The sequence below is a fragment of the Bosea sp. 29B genome (assembly GCF_902506165.1).
Classification (GTDB): domain Bacteria; phylum Pseudomonadota; class Alphaproteobacteria; order Rhizobiales; family Beijerinckiaceae; genus Allobosea.
This window is the reverse complement of sequence record NZ_LR733817.1, coordinates 891,953-909,047: the sequence shown is the minus strand read 5'-3', so window position 1 is coordinate 909,047 and position 17,095 is coordinate 891,953. Positions and strand designations below refer to the sequence as shown.

At 67.3% G+C, this 17,095-nt stretch carries 12 protein-coding genes; 8 read left to right on the top strand and 4 right to left on the bottom strand.

The window, feature by feature from the left end:
• The first annotated feature begins 40 nt into the window (after positions 1 to 40).
• The 5 genes from GV161_RS04380 to GV161_RS04360 all read left to right on the top strand — a co-directional run bounded on the left by GV161_RS04380 (position 41) and on the right by GV161_RS04360 (position 10,769).
• A complete protein-coding gene (locus GV161_RS04380; protein WP_152012911.1) occupies positions 41 to 1,018 on the top strand; it encodes an ABC transporter permease in 978 nt (325 codons plus the stop codon).
• 3 nt (positions 1,019 to 1,021) lie between these two features.
• Positions 1,022 to 1,852, top strand: coding sequence for an ABC transporter permease (locus GV161_RS04375; RefSeq protein WP_152012910.1), 831 nt, complete (start codon positions 1,022 to 1,024; stop codon positions 1,850 to 1,852).
• Positions 1,849 to 3,480, top strand: a complete 1,632-nt coding sequence (locus GV161_RS04370) for an ABC transporter ATP-binding protein (protein WP_152012909.1) — start codon at positions 1,849 to 1,851, stop codon at positions 3,478 to 3,480. Before GV161_RS04375 ends, GV161_RS04370 begins: the two co-directional genes overlap by 4 nt.
• 136 nt (positions 3,481 to 3,616) lie before the next feature.
• Positions 3,617 to 5,236 (top strand): GMC family oxidoreductase N-terminal domain-containing protein, encoded by a 1,620-nt coding sequence (locus GV161_RS04365; protein WP_152012908.1) that lies wholly within the window; start codon positions 3,617 to 3,619, stop codon positions 5,234 to 5,236.
• Between the two features lie 658 nt (positions 5,237 to 5,894).
• The gene (locus tag GV161_RS04360; protein WP_159653918.1) at positions 5,895 to 10,769 is read left to right on the top strand and encodes an autotransporter domain-containing protein; all 4,875 of its coding nucleotides are present in this window, start codon (positions 5,895 to 5,897) and stop codon (positions 10,767 to 10,769) included.
• Between the two features lie 97 nt (positions 10,770 to 10,866).
• Here GV161_RS04360 and GV161_RS04355 read toward each other — a convergent pair whose 3' ends face one another.
• From GV161_RS04355 to GV161_RS04345, 3 genes are all read right to left on the bottom strand, one after another.
• Positions 10,867 to 11,373 (bottom strand): cupin domain-containing protein, encoded by a 507-nt coding sequence (locus GV161_RS04355; protein ID WP_152012906.1) that lies wholly within the window; start codon positions 11,371 to 11,373, stop codon positions 10,867 to 10,869.
• Between the two features lie 132 nt (positions 11,374 to 11,505).
• Positions 11,506 to 12,528, bottom strand: a complete 1,023-nt coding sequence (locus GV161_RS04350; RefSeq protein WP_152012905.1) for an alpha/beta hydrolase — start codon at positions 12,526 to 12,528, stop codon at positions 11,506 to 11,508.
• 77 nt (positions 12,529 to 12,605) lie between these two features.
• Positions 12,606 to 13,022, bottom strand: a complete 417-nt coding sequence (locus GV161_RS04345; protein ID WP_152012904.1) for an organic hydroperoxide resistance protein — start codon at positions 13,020 to 13,022, stop codon at positions 12,606 to 12,608.
• A gap of 149 nt (positions 13,023 to 13,171) precedes the next feature.
• Between GV161_RS04345 and GV161_RS04340 the strand changes: the two genes are divergently transcribed.
• Complete coding sequence (locus GV161_RS04340; protein WP_152012903.1) at positions 13,172 to 13,651, top strand: MarR family transcriptional regulator; 480 nt, start codon at positions 13,172 to 13,174, stop codon at positions 13,649 to 13,651.
• A 135-nt stretch (positions 13,652 to 13,786) separates the two neighbouring features.
• On the opposite strand, the gene GV161_RS04335 is transcribed toward GV161_RS04340, so the two are convergent.
• Positions 13,787 to 14,983 carry an aminotransferase class V-fold PLP-dependent enzyme gene (locus tag GV161_RS04335; protein WP_193219517.1) on the bottom strand — a complete coding sequence of 399 codons (1,197 nt, stop codon included), beginning with the start codon at positions 14,981 to 14,983 and terminating at the stop codon, positions 13,787 to 13,789.
• 141 nt (positions 14,984 to 15,124) lie between these two features.
• Between GV161_RS04335 and GV161_RS04330 the strand changes: the two genes are divergently transcribed.
• Both GV161_RS04330 and GV161_RS04325 read left to right on the top strand, forming a co-directional pair.
• A complete protein-coding gene (locus tag GV161_RS04330; RefSeq protein WP_152012901.1) occupies positions 15,125 to 15,826 on the top strand; it encodes a GntR family transcriptional regulator in 702 nt (233 codons plus the stop codon).
• A gap of 205 nt (positions 15,827 to 16,031) precedes the next feature.
• The gene (locus tag GV161_RS04325) at positions 16,032 to 17,015 is read left to right on the top strand and encodes a tripartite tricarboxylate transporter substrate binding protein (RefSeq protein WP_152012900.1); all 984 of its coding nucleotides are present in this window, start codon (positions 16,032 to 16,034) and stop codon (positions 17,013 to 17,015) included.
• Positions 17,016 to 17,095: the final 80 nt, after the last annotated feature.

Below are 17,095 nucleotides of genomic sequence, written 5' to 3'. Positions count from 1 at the left end.
CGCTCTCGCCTACGTTGTCAGCCCGATACGGCCAGTTGCCATGCGTGTTCTAAGTCTCGCGGGGCGGCGTCTTGCCGCCTCGATCCCGACCCTGTTCCTGATCCTGATCGGGGTCTTCCTGCTGCTGCAGCTCGCGCCCGGCGACACGGTCGATGCGCTGATGGCGCAGATGGGCGGCGGCGATGCCACGACCGCCAAGCAGCTGCGCGAGTTCTACGGGCTCGACCTCTCGGTCTGGGCCCAGCTCGGCAATTATCTCTGGCGGCTGGTCCGGCTCGATCTCGGCTTCTCGGCGATCTACGGCAAGCCGGTGGCGACGGTGATCGCCGAGCGGCTGCCGGCGACCATCCTTTTGATGACCGCCTCGCTCTCCTTTGCCTTCTTCTTCGGGTTGATCCTCGGCGTCGTCGCGGCGCGCGGCGTCAACAAATGGCCGGATACGCTGATCTCGACATTCGGCCTGATGTTCTATGCGATGCCGACCTTCTGGTTCGGGCTGATGGCGATCGTCGTCTTCTCGATCTACCTGCAATGGCTGCCGGCCGGCGGCTTCGAGGACATCACCGTCAGCTATACCGGCCTGCGGCGGACGCTCGACATCGCCCTCCACCTCGTCCTGCCGACCTTGACGCTCGGCCTGTTCTACATGGCGATCTACCTTCGCATCATGCGCGGCTCGATGCTCGAGGTGCTCAATCTCGACTTCGTCCGCACGGCGCGCTCGAAGGGCATGGACGAGACGCGCGTCGTGGTGCGGCATGTGCTGCGCAACGCGCTGCTGCCGATGGTGACGCTGATCGGCCTGCAGGCCGGCACCATGCTCGGCGGCTCGGTCGTGGTCGAGAGCGTGTTCTCGCTGCCGGGGCTCGGGCGCCTCGCCTATGAATCGGTGATCCAGCGCGACCTCAACACGCTGCTCGGCATCGTCTTCGTCTCGGCGCTGCTGGTGATCGCGGTCAATTTCATCGTCGACCTGCTCTATGCCAGGCTCGATCCGCGCATCACGGCGGGGAGCTGAGTCATGGATCTGGTGAAGCTCTATGTCCGCAGCCCGGCCGCCGTCATTGGCCTCGTGCTGCTCATCCTCGTCCTCGCCATGGCGGCGAGCGCTGACTTTCTCTATCCGCGTGATCCGCTGGCACTCGCCGGGCGGCCGCTGATCTGGCCGTTCAGCAATCCGCGCTTCCTGCTCGGCACCGACAACTCCGGGCGCGACATCGCCGCCCAGATCTTCCACGGCGCGCGCATCTCGCTGCTGATCGGCGGCGTCGCGACGGTGATCTCGGTCATGATCGGCATCACCATCGGCGCCCTCGCCGGCTATTACGGCAGCTGGGTGGACACTGCCTTGATGCGCGTCACCGAGGCGTTCCAGACCCTGCCGAACTTCCTGCTGCTGCTGGTGCTGGTCGCGGTCTTCGGCTCGACCATCACCACGGTGACAGTCGCGATCGGCATCGTCTCCTGGCCGGCCTCGGCCCGGCTGACGCGGGCCGAGTTCCTCTCGCTGCGCAATCGCGAATTCGTGCAGGCGGGCCGGACGCTCGGCCTCAAGGATATGAGGTTGATCTTCGGCGAGATCCTGCCGAACGCGCTGCCGCCGGTGATCGTCTATGCCAGCGTCGTCATGGCGATCGCGATCCTGCTCGAAAGTGCGCTCGCCTTCCTCAAGCTCTCCGACCCGAACGTCGCTTCCTGGGGCAATCTGATCGGCGCCGGCCGCGACGTGCTGCGGGTGCAATGGTATGTCTCGGCCATTCCGGGCATTGCCATCCTCGTCACCGTGCTCGCCGTCTCGCTGGTCGGGCAGGGGCTCAACGACGCTCTCAATCCGAGGCTGAAGAGCCGATGAGCCCGATCCTCGTCCTCGACGATGTCAGCGTGAAACTGCCGGCTGGTGGTGACCGCTCGCACGCCATGGAAAAGGTCTCGCTCTCCCTGGCGGCGAACGAGATCCTCTGTGTCGTCGGCGAATCCGGTTCCGGCAAGTCGATGACCGCCAATGCGATCATGCGGCTCCTGCCGGGTGGCGTTGCGATCGATGGCGGCCGCATCCTGTTCGAGGGGCGCGACCTCTGTGGGCTGGGCGAAGCCGATATGCGCAAGGTGCGCGGCGCCGGCATCGCCATGATCTTCCAGGAGCCGATGACGGCGCTCAACCCGCTGCGCAGCATCGGCGACCAGATCGGCGAGATGTTCGAACTGCACAGCGAGCTGTCGGCGGCCGAGATCAAGGCCCGCACGCTTGCGCTGCTCGATGAAGTCCGCATTCCCGATCCGGCGCTCGCCTTCAAGGCCTATCCGCACGAGCTCTCCGGCGGCCAGCGCCAGCGCGCCATGATCGCGATGGCGCTGGCGCTCGATCCCAAGGTGTTGATCGCCGACGAGCCGACGACGGCGCTCGACGTCACCACCCAGGCGCAGATCCTGAAATTGATCCGCGATCTGCAGCGCCGCAAGGGTACGGCCGTCCTGTTCATTACCCATGATTTCGGCGTCGTCGCCGAGGTCGCCGACCGGGTCGCGGTGATGAGCAAGGGCGAGGTCGTCGAGGCCGGCGAGACCGAGGCCGTGCTCGGCAACCCGCAGCATGCCTATACCCGCCAGCTGATCGCCGCAGTGCCGCCGCTGAAAGCGCCGCCGCCGCGGGCCTTGTCCGCCGAGCCGATCATGACGATCGCGCACGTCTCGAAGACCTATCGCACCGGCGGCTTCCTCGGGCGCGGCCAGCGTGTCACGCACGCCGTCAAAGATGTCTCTCTGGTGCTGCCCAGGGGCGCGACGCTCGGCATCGTCGGCGAATCCGGCTCGGGCAAGTCGACGCTGGCGCGCTGCCTGGTGCGTTTGATCGATCCCGAAAGCGGCGAGATCCGCCTGAACGGCATTGATCTCGCGAGCCTGAGCCGCGAGGAGATGCGCTCGGCGACGCGCCATATCCAGATGGTGTTCCAGGACCCGTTCGCCTCGCTGAACCCGCGCCGCAAGGCCGGCGAGGCGGTGGCGCAGGGGCTGATCGTCCACGGCATGGCGCGGCCAGAGGCCCTGGCCCGCGCCAAGGAGCTGTTCGGGCTGGTCGGGCTCGATCCGGCGGCGACCGAACGCTATCCGCATGAATTCTCGGGCGGCCAGCGCCAGCGCATCGGCCTCGCCCGCGCGCTGGCGCTGGAGCCGGCGGTACTGGTCGCCGACGAGCCGGTCTCGGCGCTCGATGTCTCCGTGCAGGCGCAGGTACTGAAGCTGCTGGCGGAGCTGCGCCAGCGCCTCGGCCTCTCGATCGTCTTCATCACCCATGACCTGCGCGTCGCCGCCCAGGTCTGCGATCTCGTCGCGGTGATGAAGAGCGGAGAGGTGGTGGAGGCCGGGCCGATCGGCACGGTCTTCGGCGAGCCGCAGCACCCCTACACCAAGGCGTTGCTCGCCTCGATCCCGGGCCGCGAATTCGGCGCAGGGCAAGGGCGCGCTCGCGAGGCAATGGCTTGATCTGCCGACAACAGGCGCAGGCCGGGACGCGGCTCTCTGGCGCTGTCCCATCGTTTGAGCCCGGCATGCGTTGCCGGGGGCGCATCGCCGCTCTATCCCTGACTGGAGACTAGGCGAACAGGGCAGGGCGGCGACCATGGCTGGCGAGATCAGCATCGGCAGCTTCGATTACGTCGTCATCGGCGCCGGCTCGGCCGGCTGCGTGCTGGCCAACCGGCTCTCGGCCGATCCCCGTCGGAAGGTGCTGATCGTCGAGGCCGGCGGCAAGGACGACTGGATCTGGTTCCACATCCCGGTCGGTTATCTCTACGCCATCGGCAATCCGCGGGCCGACTGGCTGTACCAGACCGAGGTCGAGGCCGGGCTCGGCGGGCGCGTCCTCGCCTATCCGCGCGGCAAGGTCGTTGGCGGCAGCTCGGCGATCAACGCGATGATCTACATGCGCGGCCAGGCGGCCGATTACGATGGCTGGCGCCAGCAGGGGCTCAGCGGCTGGGGCTGGGACGACGTCCTGCCGCTCTTCCTCAAGCATGAGGACCATATCGCCCCGGATGGCCGTTTCCATCGCTCCGGCGGCGAGATGCGCGTCGAGCATCCGCGCGTGCGCTGGGATATCCTCGATGCGGTGCGCGACGCGGCCGAGGCGGCCGGCATCCGCAAGATCGACGACTTCAACACCGGCGACAATGAGGGCTCCTCCTATTTCCAGGTCACCCAGAAGCGCGGCCGGCGTTTCAGCGCGGCGCGCGCCTTCCTTGAGCCGGCGCTCAACCGCGACAATCTTCGCGTCGAGCTCGGCTGCATGGTCGAGCGCATCGTGGTCGAGGACGGCCGCGCCACTGGCGTCGTCCTGACGCGGGGCGGCGAGCGCTATCTCGCCGAGGTCTCGGGCGAGGTCCTGCTCAGCGCCGGTTCCGTCGGCTCGCCCGCCATCCTCGAGCGTTCGGGTATCGGCGACGGCGAGCGCTTGCGCGGGCTCGGCATCGAAACCGTCCGGCACGCCCCCGGCGTCGGCGAGAACCTGCAGGACCATCTGCAGCTACGGCCGATCTACAAGGTCGAGGGCGTGCGCACGCTCAACACCGACTACGCCAAGCTCTGGCGCCGGCCCCTGATGGCGCTGGAATATGCGGCGCGGCGCACCGGCCCTTTGACCATGGCGCCCTCGCAGATGGGCGCCTTCGCCAGATCGGCGCCGCATTACGCGACCGCCAATCTCGAATTCCATTTCCAGCCGCTCTCGCTCGACAAATGGGGCGACGGGCTGCACCCCTTTGGCGCCTTCACCGCGAGCGTCTGCAATCTGCGCCCGTCGAGCCGCGGCAGCGTCCACATCAAATCGGCGGACCCCGCTGCCGCGCCCGCGATCGCGCCGAACTACCTCTCAACGGAAGAGGACCGGCAGGTCGCGGTCGATGCGCTGAAGCTCGCCCGCCGCATCGTCGCGCAGCCGCCGCTCGCGCGCTTCAAGCCGCAGGAGCATCTGCCGGGGCCGGGCTATGACAGCGACGAGGCGCTGGCCGAGGTGGCCGGGCGGATCGGCACCACGATCTTCCATCCCGTCGGCACGGTGAAGATGGGCCGCGAGGACGATGCCATGGCCGTGCTTGACGAGCGCCTGCGCGTCCGTGGCATTGCAGGCCTGCGCGTCATTGATGCCTCGGTGATGCCGGCGATCACCTCCGGCAACACCGCCGCGCCCAGCATGATGATCGGCGAGAAGGGCGCGCAGATGGTGCGCGAGGACGCGCGCTAGCTGCGCCGATGGCCTCGCCGGCCTGAGCCGCGAGGGTCTGAAAGGCGAGCGCGAGCCCAAGGGGTGCGCGGGGTCGGTGGCGGCGGCCTTCCACTGCTGTGTCGAATGTCGATGTCGAATGTCGAAGCGGCCAAATGCTCGCCGCCTGCGAACCCGCGCGCGGTTCTCTTCAAGGTGCCTCGCCGGGCCTTCAGGTCGGGCAAGACCTGGCTTCGCCCGGACAAGGCCCCTCCGCCATTCCAGCCCGCGACGGCTGTTCAAAGCGGACACCGCTCTCCCGTCCGGCCGCACGATGCCTCGCGACAGCCCCCTTGGTCGGATGGGACGGGAGGAAGATAGCGCAGGTTTTGCAGACGGGGATTGATTGGGAGGTTGTCCCCGCGACGCTGGCGGGCACGCACTTGACGTTGGGGCAATATCTCTGTGTTGTCGAATGGGGGGATTGGTCGAGGCACCATAATGGAATCGCCATCGATCCGGCGTCTGCTTTCCTGAACGAAAAGAGTTTCGCATGGCCCGCAACCGCCATGATCCGGGGCGATGGCTGCGAACGCTGCGGCAACTCTGCAACAGAGTGCCGCCGCCGACGGATGTGAACAGCGGTTCATAGGCTGCGGGAGCGCTACACGATATAATTGCGATTGGTTGGGGGACCTTCGTGACATCCGTGCTGTTTGCCGAGACTGAGGAGCCGAGCCGCGCGCGGCTGGCGCGGCGCTTGCTCGCCGGCACGGGGATCGTGCTGATCGCCATGACGTTCGCCGGGCCGGCATCGGCTGATGGCGGAAGGGGCGGCAACCCCTTTATCGCCGGCTCCGGTGGCGGCGCGGGTGGCATCGACCAGCCCATCGCGGCCGGCGGCGCCGGCGGCAATGGCAGCAACGGCTATGGCGGCGGTGGCGGCGGCGGAGCGGGTGAAGGGGCCGGTGGAGCAGGCGGAGTGGGCGTCGGCGGGGCCGGCAATGGCGGAGCGGGCGGTGTCCACGGCGTCGTGCAGGTGCAGATTCCGCTGAGTGCGGCGCCTGGCACCGCCGGTGGCGCCGGTGGCAGCTCGGGCTCCGGTGCCGGCGGCGGCGGCGGCGCCGGCGGCTACGGCGCGGTCGTGATGGGAGCTGGTGAGACGGGCACCGTCAGCGGCACGATCACGGGTGGCTCGGGCGGCGCGGGCGGCACGTCGAGCAGCGGTTTCGACCAGGGTGGCTCCGGCGGCTCAGGTGGCAGCGGGCTGTTCTTCTTCTCCGGCCTCGCGATCCTGACAGTGAGCGGGAGCGGTACGATCCAGGGCGGAGATGGCGGCGCTGCCGGCGGCTCGAATGGCTCCGGCGGCCCAGGCGCGGCCGGCGCGGGCGGCGAGGGCATCGTCGGCTCGGATCTGAGGATCACGACCAGCGGTACGATCGCGGGCGGCATGTCCGGGGACGGCACGACCCGGGCGGCGGCGATCCACTTCACTGGAGGCCTCAACGCACTCACCTTCGGCAACGCCACCTCCGGCCTGATCGGCGGCATCGTCATCGACGGCGGTACGCTGATCTTCAACCAGGCGAGCGCGGTCACGGTCGACAACATCATCAGCGGCGGCGGGCGTATCGAAAAGCAGGGCGCCGGCACGCTGACGTTAAGCGGCAGCAATACCTATACAGGTGGCACGACGCTCACCGCCGGCACGCTCTCGATCTCCTCGAATGCGAATCTCGGAGATGCAGCAGGCGGTATCACCTTCGCCGGCGCCAGCACCCTGCAGGTGACGGGGAGCTTCTCGACGGCGCGGGCAATGACGCTCAACGCCAATGGCACGATCGAGGTGACCTCTGGCCAGAATTTCACCATGGGCGGTGCGATTTTCGGCACAGGCGGCCTCGTCAAGACGGGAAGCGGGACGCTGACCCTGACCGGCACCAATTTCTACACCGGCGGGACAACGATCTCGGAGGGTACGGTCTCGATCTCGTCCGACGCCAATCTCGGCAATGCGGCTACGGCGATCACCCTCTCCAACACCACGATCGTCGGCGGAGCAGGCACCGGGGCCGACGCCGTGCTGCGCACGACCGCGAGTTTCTCCAGCAACCGCAACATCGCCTTCACCAGCGGCGGCGGGCGGATCGAGACCGATACCGGGACGACGCTGACGCTCACCGGCTCGATCACGACCGGCGGCAGCGCCAGCTTCATCAAGCAGGGCACCGGCACGCTCGTGCTGACCGGCGATAGCTCGGCCGGCTACAATGGCCGCACCTGGGTCAACGAGGGCACGCTGCGGATCGAAGGCGGCGGCAAGCTCGGCAGCAACGCCGCCGGCGGGCAGGCCTATATCAGCAACGGCGCGACCGCGATCGTCACCGGCATAGGCTCGAGCTGGGAGACCTTCGGCCAGATGCGGGTCGGCGAGCACGGCTCCGGCACGCTGCGGATCGAGGCCGGTGGCTCGGTCAGGACCGGCGGCGGCTCGGGCACTGTCGGCATCGTCGGCGGCGGTGGCGACAGCTCGGTGACGATCACCGGCAGCGGTTCGCAATGGGTCGGCAACGGCACTGAGGTCTATATCGGCCACTCCAATGCCGGCTCGCTGACGCTCTCGGATGGCGGCAAGTTCGAGCTCACCGGCGCCAGCTCGATCCTGCAGGCCGGCCTGGTCGGCGGCAGCGCCGGCGGCACGATCAATATCGGCGCGGCCGAGGGCAGTGCTGCTGCGGCGGCGGGCGACCTTGTCGTCGAAACCGTCTCGTTGAACACCAGCGCCAGCAGGGTCGTCTTCAACCACACCAACATCGGCTACAGCTTCACCGCTGCGATCACCGGCTCAGGCTCGGTGCGGCAGGTCGCCGGCATTACCGTCCTGACTGGCAACAATGATTATTCCGGCGAGACGCAGGTCCTCGGTGGGCGCCTGATCGCCGGCAGCTCGGGCGGTTTCTCGGCGAATTCGGATTATACGGTTGCCTCAAGCGCCGTGCTCGAAGTGGCCGGTGGCTCCGGTACCGTTGCGACGATCGGTTCGCTGTCGGGAGCCGGTTTCGTCCGGATCGGCGTCGACGAGATGCTGATCACCGGGACCACCAACCAGACCACCACCTTCTCCGGTACCTTCCTCGGCGATGGTTCGCTCGAGTTCGTCGGCTCCGGCACGCAGATCGTCACCGGCACCGGTACGCTTGGCGGCGATCTCAGCATCTGCAGTTGCAGCACTGGCGCCTTTATCGTCCGCGGCGGCGCGCTGACCTTCGGTGGCGGCATTCAGGTCGAGGCTGGCACGCTCGTCCTCGACCAGGGGGCCTCGCTGACGGCAGGTAGCGATATCCAGGTCATCGGCGGCACGCTGGTGGTCAGCGAGGGCAGCAGGCTCGACAACGGTCCCGCCACCTTCTTCGTCGTTTCGACCGTCCGCATCGATGGTGCCGGCACGCTGGTGACGACCGGCAATGTGCTGGTCTTTGGGGCTTTCAGCCCGACTTCGGTCACCGTCTCGGGCGGTGCAACGTTGAATGGTAGTGGCGGCGCTGCCGTCGGCGGCTTCGGGGCGACCGCATCCGTGCTGGTGACCGGCGCCGGCTCGCAATGGATCGCCGGCGGCAGCGGCTTGGGGATCGGCGGCTCGGGTTCGACTGATGCCGCTTCGGTCACTGTCGCCGATGGCGGTGCGCTCGTCATCGCCTCCGGCGATCTCGGCATCGGCTCGCTCGGCACGCTCAACATCGGCAATGGCGGCAAGGCGGGCTCGGTCACGCTCAATGCCGGCGCCATCCTCAATGACGGCACGATCGTCGCCGACTTCACCGACAGCGCAACGCTGGCCATGGCGATCGACGGCTCGGGCACGCTGACCAAGCGCGGCACGGGCACGCTGACGCTGACGGGCGCCAGCACCTACACCGGCGGCACGACGGTTTCGTCCGGCAAGCTCGTCGTCAACGGCTCGATCACCAGCAATGTGACGCTGGACGGAGGCGTGCTTGGCGGCTCGGGCACGGTCGGGGCGGTGAGCGTCGGCAGCGGCGCGACGGTGGCGCCGGGCAACTCGATCGGGACGCTGAGCGTCTCCGGCAATGTCGCCTTCGCGAGCGGTTCGGCCTATCAGGTCGAAGTCAACGCGGCCGGCCAGAGCGACAGGATCGTGGCGTCGGGCTCGGCGACGCTTTCGGGCGGCACCGTGCAAGTGCTGGCCGAGAACGGCAACTATGCGGCGAGCACGAACTATACGATCCTGACGGCCTCGGGCGGGGTCTCCGGTCGGTTCTCGACGGTGACCTCAAACCTGGCCTTCCTGACGCCGTCGCTGGCTTACGACAGCCAGAACGTCACGCTGACCATGACGCGCAACGACAATTCCTTCGGCCCCGATGGCGGCGGAGGCTCCGGCGGTGGCAGCAGCACCGGCCGCAGCTCCATCGCGCAGACCCGCAACCAGGGCTTCATCGCGATCGCTGCCGAGCGGCTCGGGGTCGGCAACCCGGTCTATGACGCGCTGATCTCGGCGACGGCCGATCAGGCTCGCGCCGGCTTCGATCTGCTCTCGGGCGAAGCGCATGCCCAGGCGGTCTCGGTGATGATCGACGAGAGCCGGCTGGTGCGCGACACCATCCTCAGCCATCTGCGCGGCCCGCTGCTGACGCAGGCTCCCGGTCAGGTCGCGGCGAGCTTCAGCGCCGATCTGCCCGGCCGCAAGGGCGGGGTCGTGATGCCCGCCCCGGTACCACAGCCGCGTTACGCGCTCTGGGGCACGGCGTTCGGCAGCACCGGCAACAGCGATGGCGACGGCAATGCCGCGAGCATGAGCCGCCGCAGCGGCGGCGCCCTGCTCGGCGCCGATTTGATGCTCTACGACGCGCCGGGTTCGTCGTTGAAGGTTGGCGTCGCCGGCGGCTACAGCCAGTCGCGCTTCGATCTCGATGCCCGCCGCTCCAGCGGCAAGCTCGAGAGCGGCCATGCCGCGCTCTATGCCGGGGCGCGCTTCGGCAATCTCAGGCTCGATGCCGGCGCAGCCTACACATGGTCCGAGAGCGACATCCGCCGCCAGGTCCAGATCCGCGGTTTCGGCGATCTGTTGCGGCTGCAGCGTCCGGGTTCGGTGACGCAGGGCTTTGCCGAGCTCGGCTACGCCTTCGCCTTCAGCGGCATCGCACTCGAACCCTTCGCCCAGCTCGCTTTGATCCGGGTCTCGACCGATGCCGGCACCGAGCGCGGCGGGGCGGCGGCCTTGCGCGTGCTCTCCAGCGACCAGACGCTCGGCTTCACCACGCTGGGCCTGCGGGCCGAGGCGCAGCTCGGGGCGATGCCGCTGTTCGCCCGGGCCATGCTCGGCTGGCGCCACGGCTTTGGCGAGCTCACGCCGCAGGCCAGGACGGCCTTCGTCGCCGGCACCACGCCGGCGCAGGTCTTCGCCGCGAGGATCGACCGCGAAGCCCTCGTCGCCGAAGCCGGGCTCGACTGGCGCATCTCCTCGGCGACCGCGCTCGGCCTGACCTACTCCGCCGCCATCGGCGAGCGCTCCCGCGACCACGCTCTCAAGGGGCGCGTCGAGATGAGGTTTTGAGCGAAGTGTCTTCGGGCAGGGCGCGGTTCAACGCCCCCGGAAGCGGGATCGTCTGGCTGAAGGCGATCCGCGGAGCTGCCCGGCGGCAGCTCCAGCCTCAGGCGGCGAGGCCGCCCTGCGATCCGCGGTCGCCGCGGAGCATGTTGCGCAACTGGTAGGCGAGGGCGACCGGCGCCGGTAGGCGCTTGCGGCAGAAGGCGATCTTGCGGACGTAAGTATCGATCTGCCAGGTCGCCCAGGTCTTTCCGGCGAAATAGGCGATGTCGCCCTGGCGCAGCGTCCGCTCCGAGCCGTCCTGCGCGGTGACGTGCACCTCGCCTTCCAGGATCATCACGGTCTCGTCCCAGTCGAAGAACCAGCGGAACTCGCCGGCGGTGCAATCCCAGATGGCAGTGGAGGCGGCGTCGTCGCCGCTGCGCGAATGCAGGCCGACGCGGGCCATCGGCTCCCCGGCGATGATCCAGGACGGCTCGATCGGGGCCGGCTCCATCGGCAGGTCGCCCAGGGCGCGCGAGACGACCGGCGTCTGCTCGCCAGGTGCCACCAGCGGAATCTGCCGCAGCATCATCGCGGCCGCGCCGGCGAGCATCATCTTCAAGGCCATCAATACCTCCCTAAAATCGCGGGGATCGTAAGGGAGGAGGCGTAAAGGCGGCCCTCGGGATTTCCTTACATTTGTCGGCATCCAGAAGCGGCTCGGGTAACCCTTCCCAAGCCGCTCTCCGCAACGCTGCTTTCAGGCGTGGTCGACCGCGATGATCGCTTCGGCAAAGGCTGCCGGCGCCTCCTGCGGCAGGTTGTGACCGATGCCGCCATCGAGCGTCCGGTGCCGGTACCAGCCGGAGAACTTCTTCGCGTAGGCTGACGGGTCTGGATGCGGCGCGCCGTTGGCGTCGCCTTCCAGCGTGAAGGTCGGCACGGTGATCACCGGGAACGTCGCGAGCTTGCTCTCCAGGGCATCGAATTGCGGCTCGCCCTGCGCCAGGCCGAGGCGCCAGCGGTAGTTATGGATCGAGATCGCGACATGGTCGGGATTGTCGAAGGACGCGGCCGAGCGCGCGAAGACCGCATCGTCGAACGCCCACTTCGGCGAGGCGGTGTCCCAGATCAGGCGGGCGAAATCGCGCGTGTTCCTGGCGTAGCCGGCCGCGCCGCGCTCGGTGGCGAAATAGAACTGGTACCACCACTGCTGTTCGGCCTTGGGCGGCAACGGCGCCTCGTTCAGCTTCTGGCTGCCGATCAGGTAGCCGCTGACCGAGACCAGGCCCTTGACGCGCTGTGGCCAGAGCGCTGCGACGATGCAGGCGGTGCGCGCGCCCCAGTCGCAGCCGCCGAGCAGCACCTTGTCGAGCTTGAGCGCATCCATCAGCGCGATCACGTCGACGGCGAGCGCCGCCTGCTGGCCATTCCTCGGAGTGTCGGCGGAGAGGAAACGGGTTCCGCCATAGCCGCGCAGCGAAGGCACGATCACCCGGTAGCCCCTGGCCGCCAACAGTGGAGCGACATCGACATAGGTGTGGATGTCATAGGGCCAGCCATGGAGCAGGATGACGGCCGGCCCGTCGGCGGGGCCCTGCTCGGCATAGGAAACGCTGAGCACGCCCGCATTGATCTGCTTGAGCGGACCGAAGGACGACAATGCGGGCGATGCTGCCAGCGCCGGCCGACCGAGGCCGAGTCCGGCCGCGGCGACTGCTGTGGCCATGGCGCCGACGAAGAGGCGGCGGCTGGGATCGATGGTTTCGGAGGTCTTGGCCATGGGGGAATGCCTTCTGCGCGGGAGGGTCGGGAAGAGAGGCGCCGGCGGAGGTTTCTGCGCGGCGCCTCCCATGCTGGTCAGACGAGGTTGATCTCGACCTCGATGTTGCCGCGGGTCGCCTTGGAGTAGGGGCAGGTCTGATGTGCGGCATCGACCAAAGCGCGGGCGGTGTCACGATCCAGCCCCGGCAAGGCGACATTCAGGCGAGCCTGCAGGAAGTAGCCGCGCTCACCGTGGCGCAGGTCGACCTCGGCGTCGACCGCGGTGTCCGCGGGCACCGCGACCTTGCGCTCGCGCGCCGCCAGCCCGATCGCGCCGATGAAGCAGGCCGACCAGCCGGCGGCGAAGAGCTGCTCGGGATTGGTGCCGGCGCCGGGGGCGCCGGGCGAGGTCAGGTTGACCTCGAGGCGGCCATCCGAGCTGCGGGCGGCGCCGTCGCGGCCGCCGGTGGTGTGGGTGCGGCCGGTGTAGAGAACCTTGTCGGTGCTGGACATGTCTGGCTTCCTTCTGTGATTTAGATCGTGTCCGATCTAATCGGATACGCTTCTATATGTGAAGCGCGGAAGCGATGTCAACCCTTCCGATTTAATCGGATGCGATATATATGAGAGCGACGATGACCCGCTCACGACGAGGCCTGGCCATGCCTGTTCCGACCCAAGACGATCCGAAGGTGCCCAGACTGGCGGATTTCCTGTGCTTTGCGATCTATTCGGCCAATCTGGCCTATGGGCGCGCCTACAAGCCGATCCTGGACGAGCTCGGCCTGACCTACACCCAGTACATCGCGATCATCGCGCTCTGGGAGGAGGACAATCAGAGTGTCGGCAGCCTGGGCGAGAAGCTGTTCCTGGAGTCGAACACGCTGACCCCGATCCTGAAGAAGCTGGAAGCGCTCGGCTATGTCCGCCGCCAGCGCGACCCCGCCGATGAGCGCCAGGTGCGCGTCAGCCTGACGCCGGAGGGGCGCAAGCTGCGCGAGAAGGCGCTGCCGATGAACTTGGTGGCAGCGGCCGGGCTCGGCGAGGATTTTCCGGTGGTTCAGAAGGCTGTGGTCAGGCTGCGCCAGAACCTGTTGCGCGCGGCGCGAGGGCAGGGGGCGAAGGCGGCTGAGGCTGAATAGGTTTCAGGCGGGCGCATCCGTCATGGTCGGGCTTGTCCCGACCATCCACGTCTTCCCCAATGCAGGCGTGTTCAAGACGTGGATGCTCGCCACAAGGGCGAGCATGACGGGGCGGATAGGCGGTTTCCTCGAAACTCAGGCCACGGCCTTGGCCGCATTGCCAGCTTCAGCACCTTCGAGATCGGCCATCGCCGCCGCGACGCCGCCGCTGCGATGGGGCACGCCCGCCGCGGCAAGGCCCATCTCGACACCTGAGAGGGCGCCGAGCAAAGCGAGCTCGTTGCACTCGCCGAGATGGCCGATGCGGAAGACCTTGCCGGCGACCTTGCCGAGGCCGGAGCCGAGCGAGATGTTGTACTTCTCCAGCGCGATCTTGCGGAAGCGGTCGGCATCATGGCTCGGCGGCATCAGCACAGCGGTCAGCACAGGCGACTGCTCAGCCGGGTTCTGGCAGAGCACCTCGAGCCCCCAGGCCTTGACCGCGGCGCGGCAGGCGCTCCCGAGGCGCTGATGGCGGGAAAAGACGTTGTCGAGGCCTTCCTCCCGCAGCATGACGAGCGCTTCCTTCAGCCCGTAGAGCAGGTTCGTCGCAGGCGTGTAGGGGAAGAAGCCGGTCGCGTTGAACTTGATCATCTCCTGCCAGTCCCAGAAGGAGCGCGGCAGCGTGTTGCTCTTCGAGGCGGCCAGCGCCTTCTCCGAGACGGCGTTGAAGCTGAGGCCCGGCGGCAGCATCAGCCCTTTCTGCGAGCCGGACACGGTGACGTCGACCTGCCATTCGTCGTGGCGGTAGTCGACCGAGGCGAGCGAGGAGATGGTGTCGACCATGAACAGGGCAGGGTGCCCGGCAGCGTCGATCGCCTTGCGGATTTCGGCGATGCGGCTGGTCGCGCCGGTCGAGGTCTCGTTGTGGACGACCATCACCGCCTTGATCTTGCGGACCTTGTCCTCGGTGAGCCTGGCCTCGATCGCAGCGGGATCGGCGCCGCGGCGCCAGTCACCCGGGATGAACTCGACCTCGATGCCGAAGCGCGTGGCGATGTTCTTCCAAAGCGTGGCGAAATGGCCGGTCTCGGCCATCAGCACGGTGTCGCCGGGGGAGAGGGTGTTGGTGATCGCCGCCTCCCAGGCTCCGGTGCCGGAGGCGGGATAGATCACTACCGGCTGCTTCGTCTTGAAGACGGCCTTGCTGCCTTCGAGGACCTCCTTGCCGAGCGCCGCGAATTCGGCGCTGCGGTGGTCGATGATCGGCATGGCGATGGCGCGCAGGATCCGGTCCGGAATCGGGCTGGGACCGGGAATGTGCAGGAAGTGACGCCCTTGCATGGTCTTGATTTCCTCCCGTCAGGGCTTGGACGCCGCAGCGCCATTGCCAGTTATTTTGCATTCATTTTTTGGAAGATCAACTGCAGCATGGTATGCTAATAATCGACAGCCGGGCTCGACAGGTGGCCCGAGCCGACTTAGCGATGATGCATGAGCGAGCCATTTCTCGATACTCTCGATGAGCAAAGCCCGGCGCCGGCCGAGGTTGCGAAGCCGGTTGCCTCATTGCACGAGGGGTTGCTGGTTGCGCTGCGGGACTTCATCGTCGAGGGCAATCTCGAAGATGGTGCCCGCGTTCCGGAGCGAGCGCTGTGCGAGCGCTTCAATATCTCGCGCACGCCCCTGCGCGAGGCGCTGAAGGTTCTGGCTGCCGAGGGCCTGATCGAACTCCTGCCCAATCGCGGCGCGCGCGTACGTGAGCTGAGTTCCGCCGATGTCCGCGAGCTTTTCGATGTGATGGGTGGGCTGGAAGCGCTGGCGGGGCGGCTGGCCTGCGAACGGATTTCGGAGGTGGAGTTCGCCGAGATCGAGCGTATCCATCATGAAATGTATCGTTTCTATCTCCGTCGCGACATGCACGGCTATTTCCATTGCAACCAGGCGATCCATCAATTGATCGTTGCAGCTGCCGGCAATGCGACGCTGGCTGCGACCTATGCGAGCGTTGCCGGGCGAATCCGGCGGGTGCGTTATTCGGCCAATCTCGCCAAGGACCGTGATCGTCTCGGTGAGGCCATGCGCGAGCACGAGGCGATCCTCGATGCGCTGCGGCGCCGGGCGGGCTCGGAACTCTCCGACATCCTGTTCCTGCATCTGCGCAACAAGCGGAAGGCGGCGCAGGCTTCGGAGTGATCGTCGTTGCCGGAGGCGTGAGTGACGCGGTGATCCGGGGTCGGACGATCTCCGCGGGCCTGGATTGTTTCGCCATGCTCGCAATGACAGTCGCGCCAGATCGTCGTCATATCCTGTATTCTTACTTTTTGGATTGAATGCAAAATTTTTTGATCTAAGCTCCCGTCACCGCGCCGTCAGAGCGCAATCACAGGGAGGTGCGATCATGAAGCAGCAATGGCTGGCCGCGACCGCGATTCTGGCCGCCGGCATCGCGCCGGCTTCCGCCTGGGAGCCGACGAAGCCGATCGAGATCGTGGTGCCGTTCTCGGCCGGCGGAGCCTCCGACCAGATGGCGCGGACGATCCAGGGCATCATCCAGAAGCAGCAGTTCACCAAGCAGCCGATCATCGTCGTCAACAAGCCGGCGGCCGGCGGCGCCGAGGGCATGCTCGACATCCAGAAATCGGCGGGCGACCCGCACAAGCTGATCACCACCTCGAGCGGCATCTTCATGACGCCGATGGCGACCAAGCTGGCGCTGAACTGGACCGACTACACCCCGGTCGCGATGCTGGCGCAGGATTCCTTCCTGCTCTGGGTCAACGCCAAGGCGCCCTACAAGAATGCGAGCGACCTGATGACGGCGGCCAAGAGCGCCAATCCGGCGATGAAGATCGGCGGGACCTCGTCCAAGCGCGAGGACAATCTGCTCGTCTTCGCCATGGAGAAGCAGGGCGGCACCAAGTTCGCCTATATCCCCTATACCTCCGGCGGCCAGGCCTCGACCCAGCTCTCGGGCGGGCATGTCGAGGCCACTACCAACAACCCGGCCGAGGACCTCGCCAACTGGCGCGGCGGCGCCACGCGCCCGCTCTGCGTCTTCGCCGAGCAAAAGATGGCCTATACCGAGAAGGTCGCGGACGGACAGTCCTGGGCCGACATCCCGACCTGCGCCTCGCAGGGGCTGAATGTCAGCTACCAGATGCTGCGCGGCATGTTCATGCCCGGCAAGGTCAGCAAGGAGCAGCAGGCCTTTTATGTCGACCTGTTCAAGAAGGTCTCCGAGACGCCGGAATGGAAGGAGTACCTCGCCCGCAATGCGCTGGCGGCGGATTATCGCGACGGCGAGGCCTTCGTCTCCTTCCTGAAGGCCGACGAGGCGAAGCACGAGAAGCTGATGACCGAAGCCGGCTTCATGGCGAAGTGAGCGGATGACCGTTGCCGGGGTGCCTCGTCATCCCGGGCGACCAAAGGGAGGCTCGGGATCCATTCCGGAACGCTTCAGGA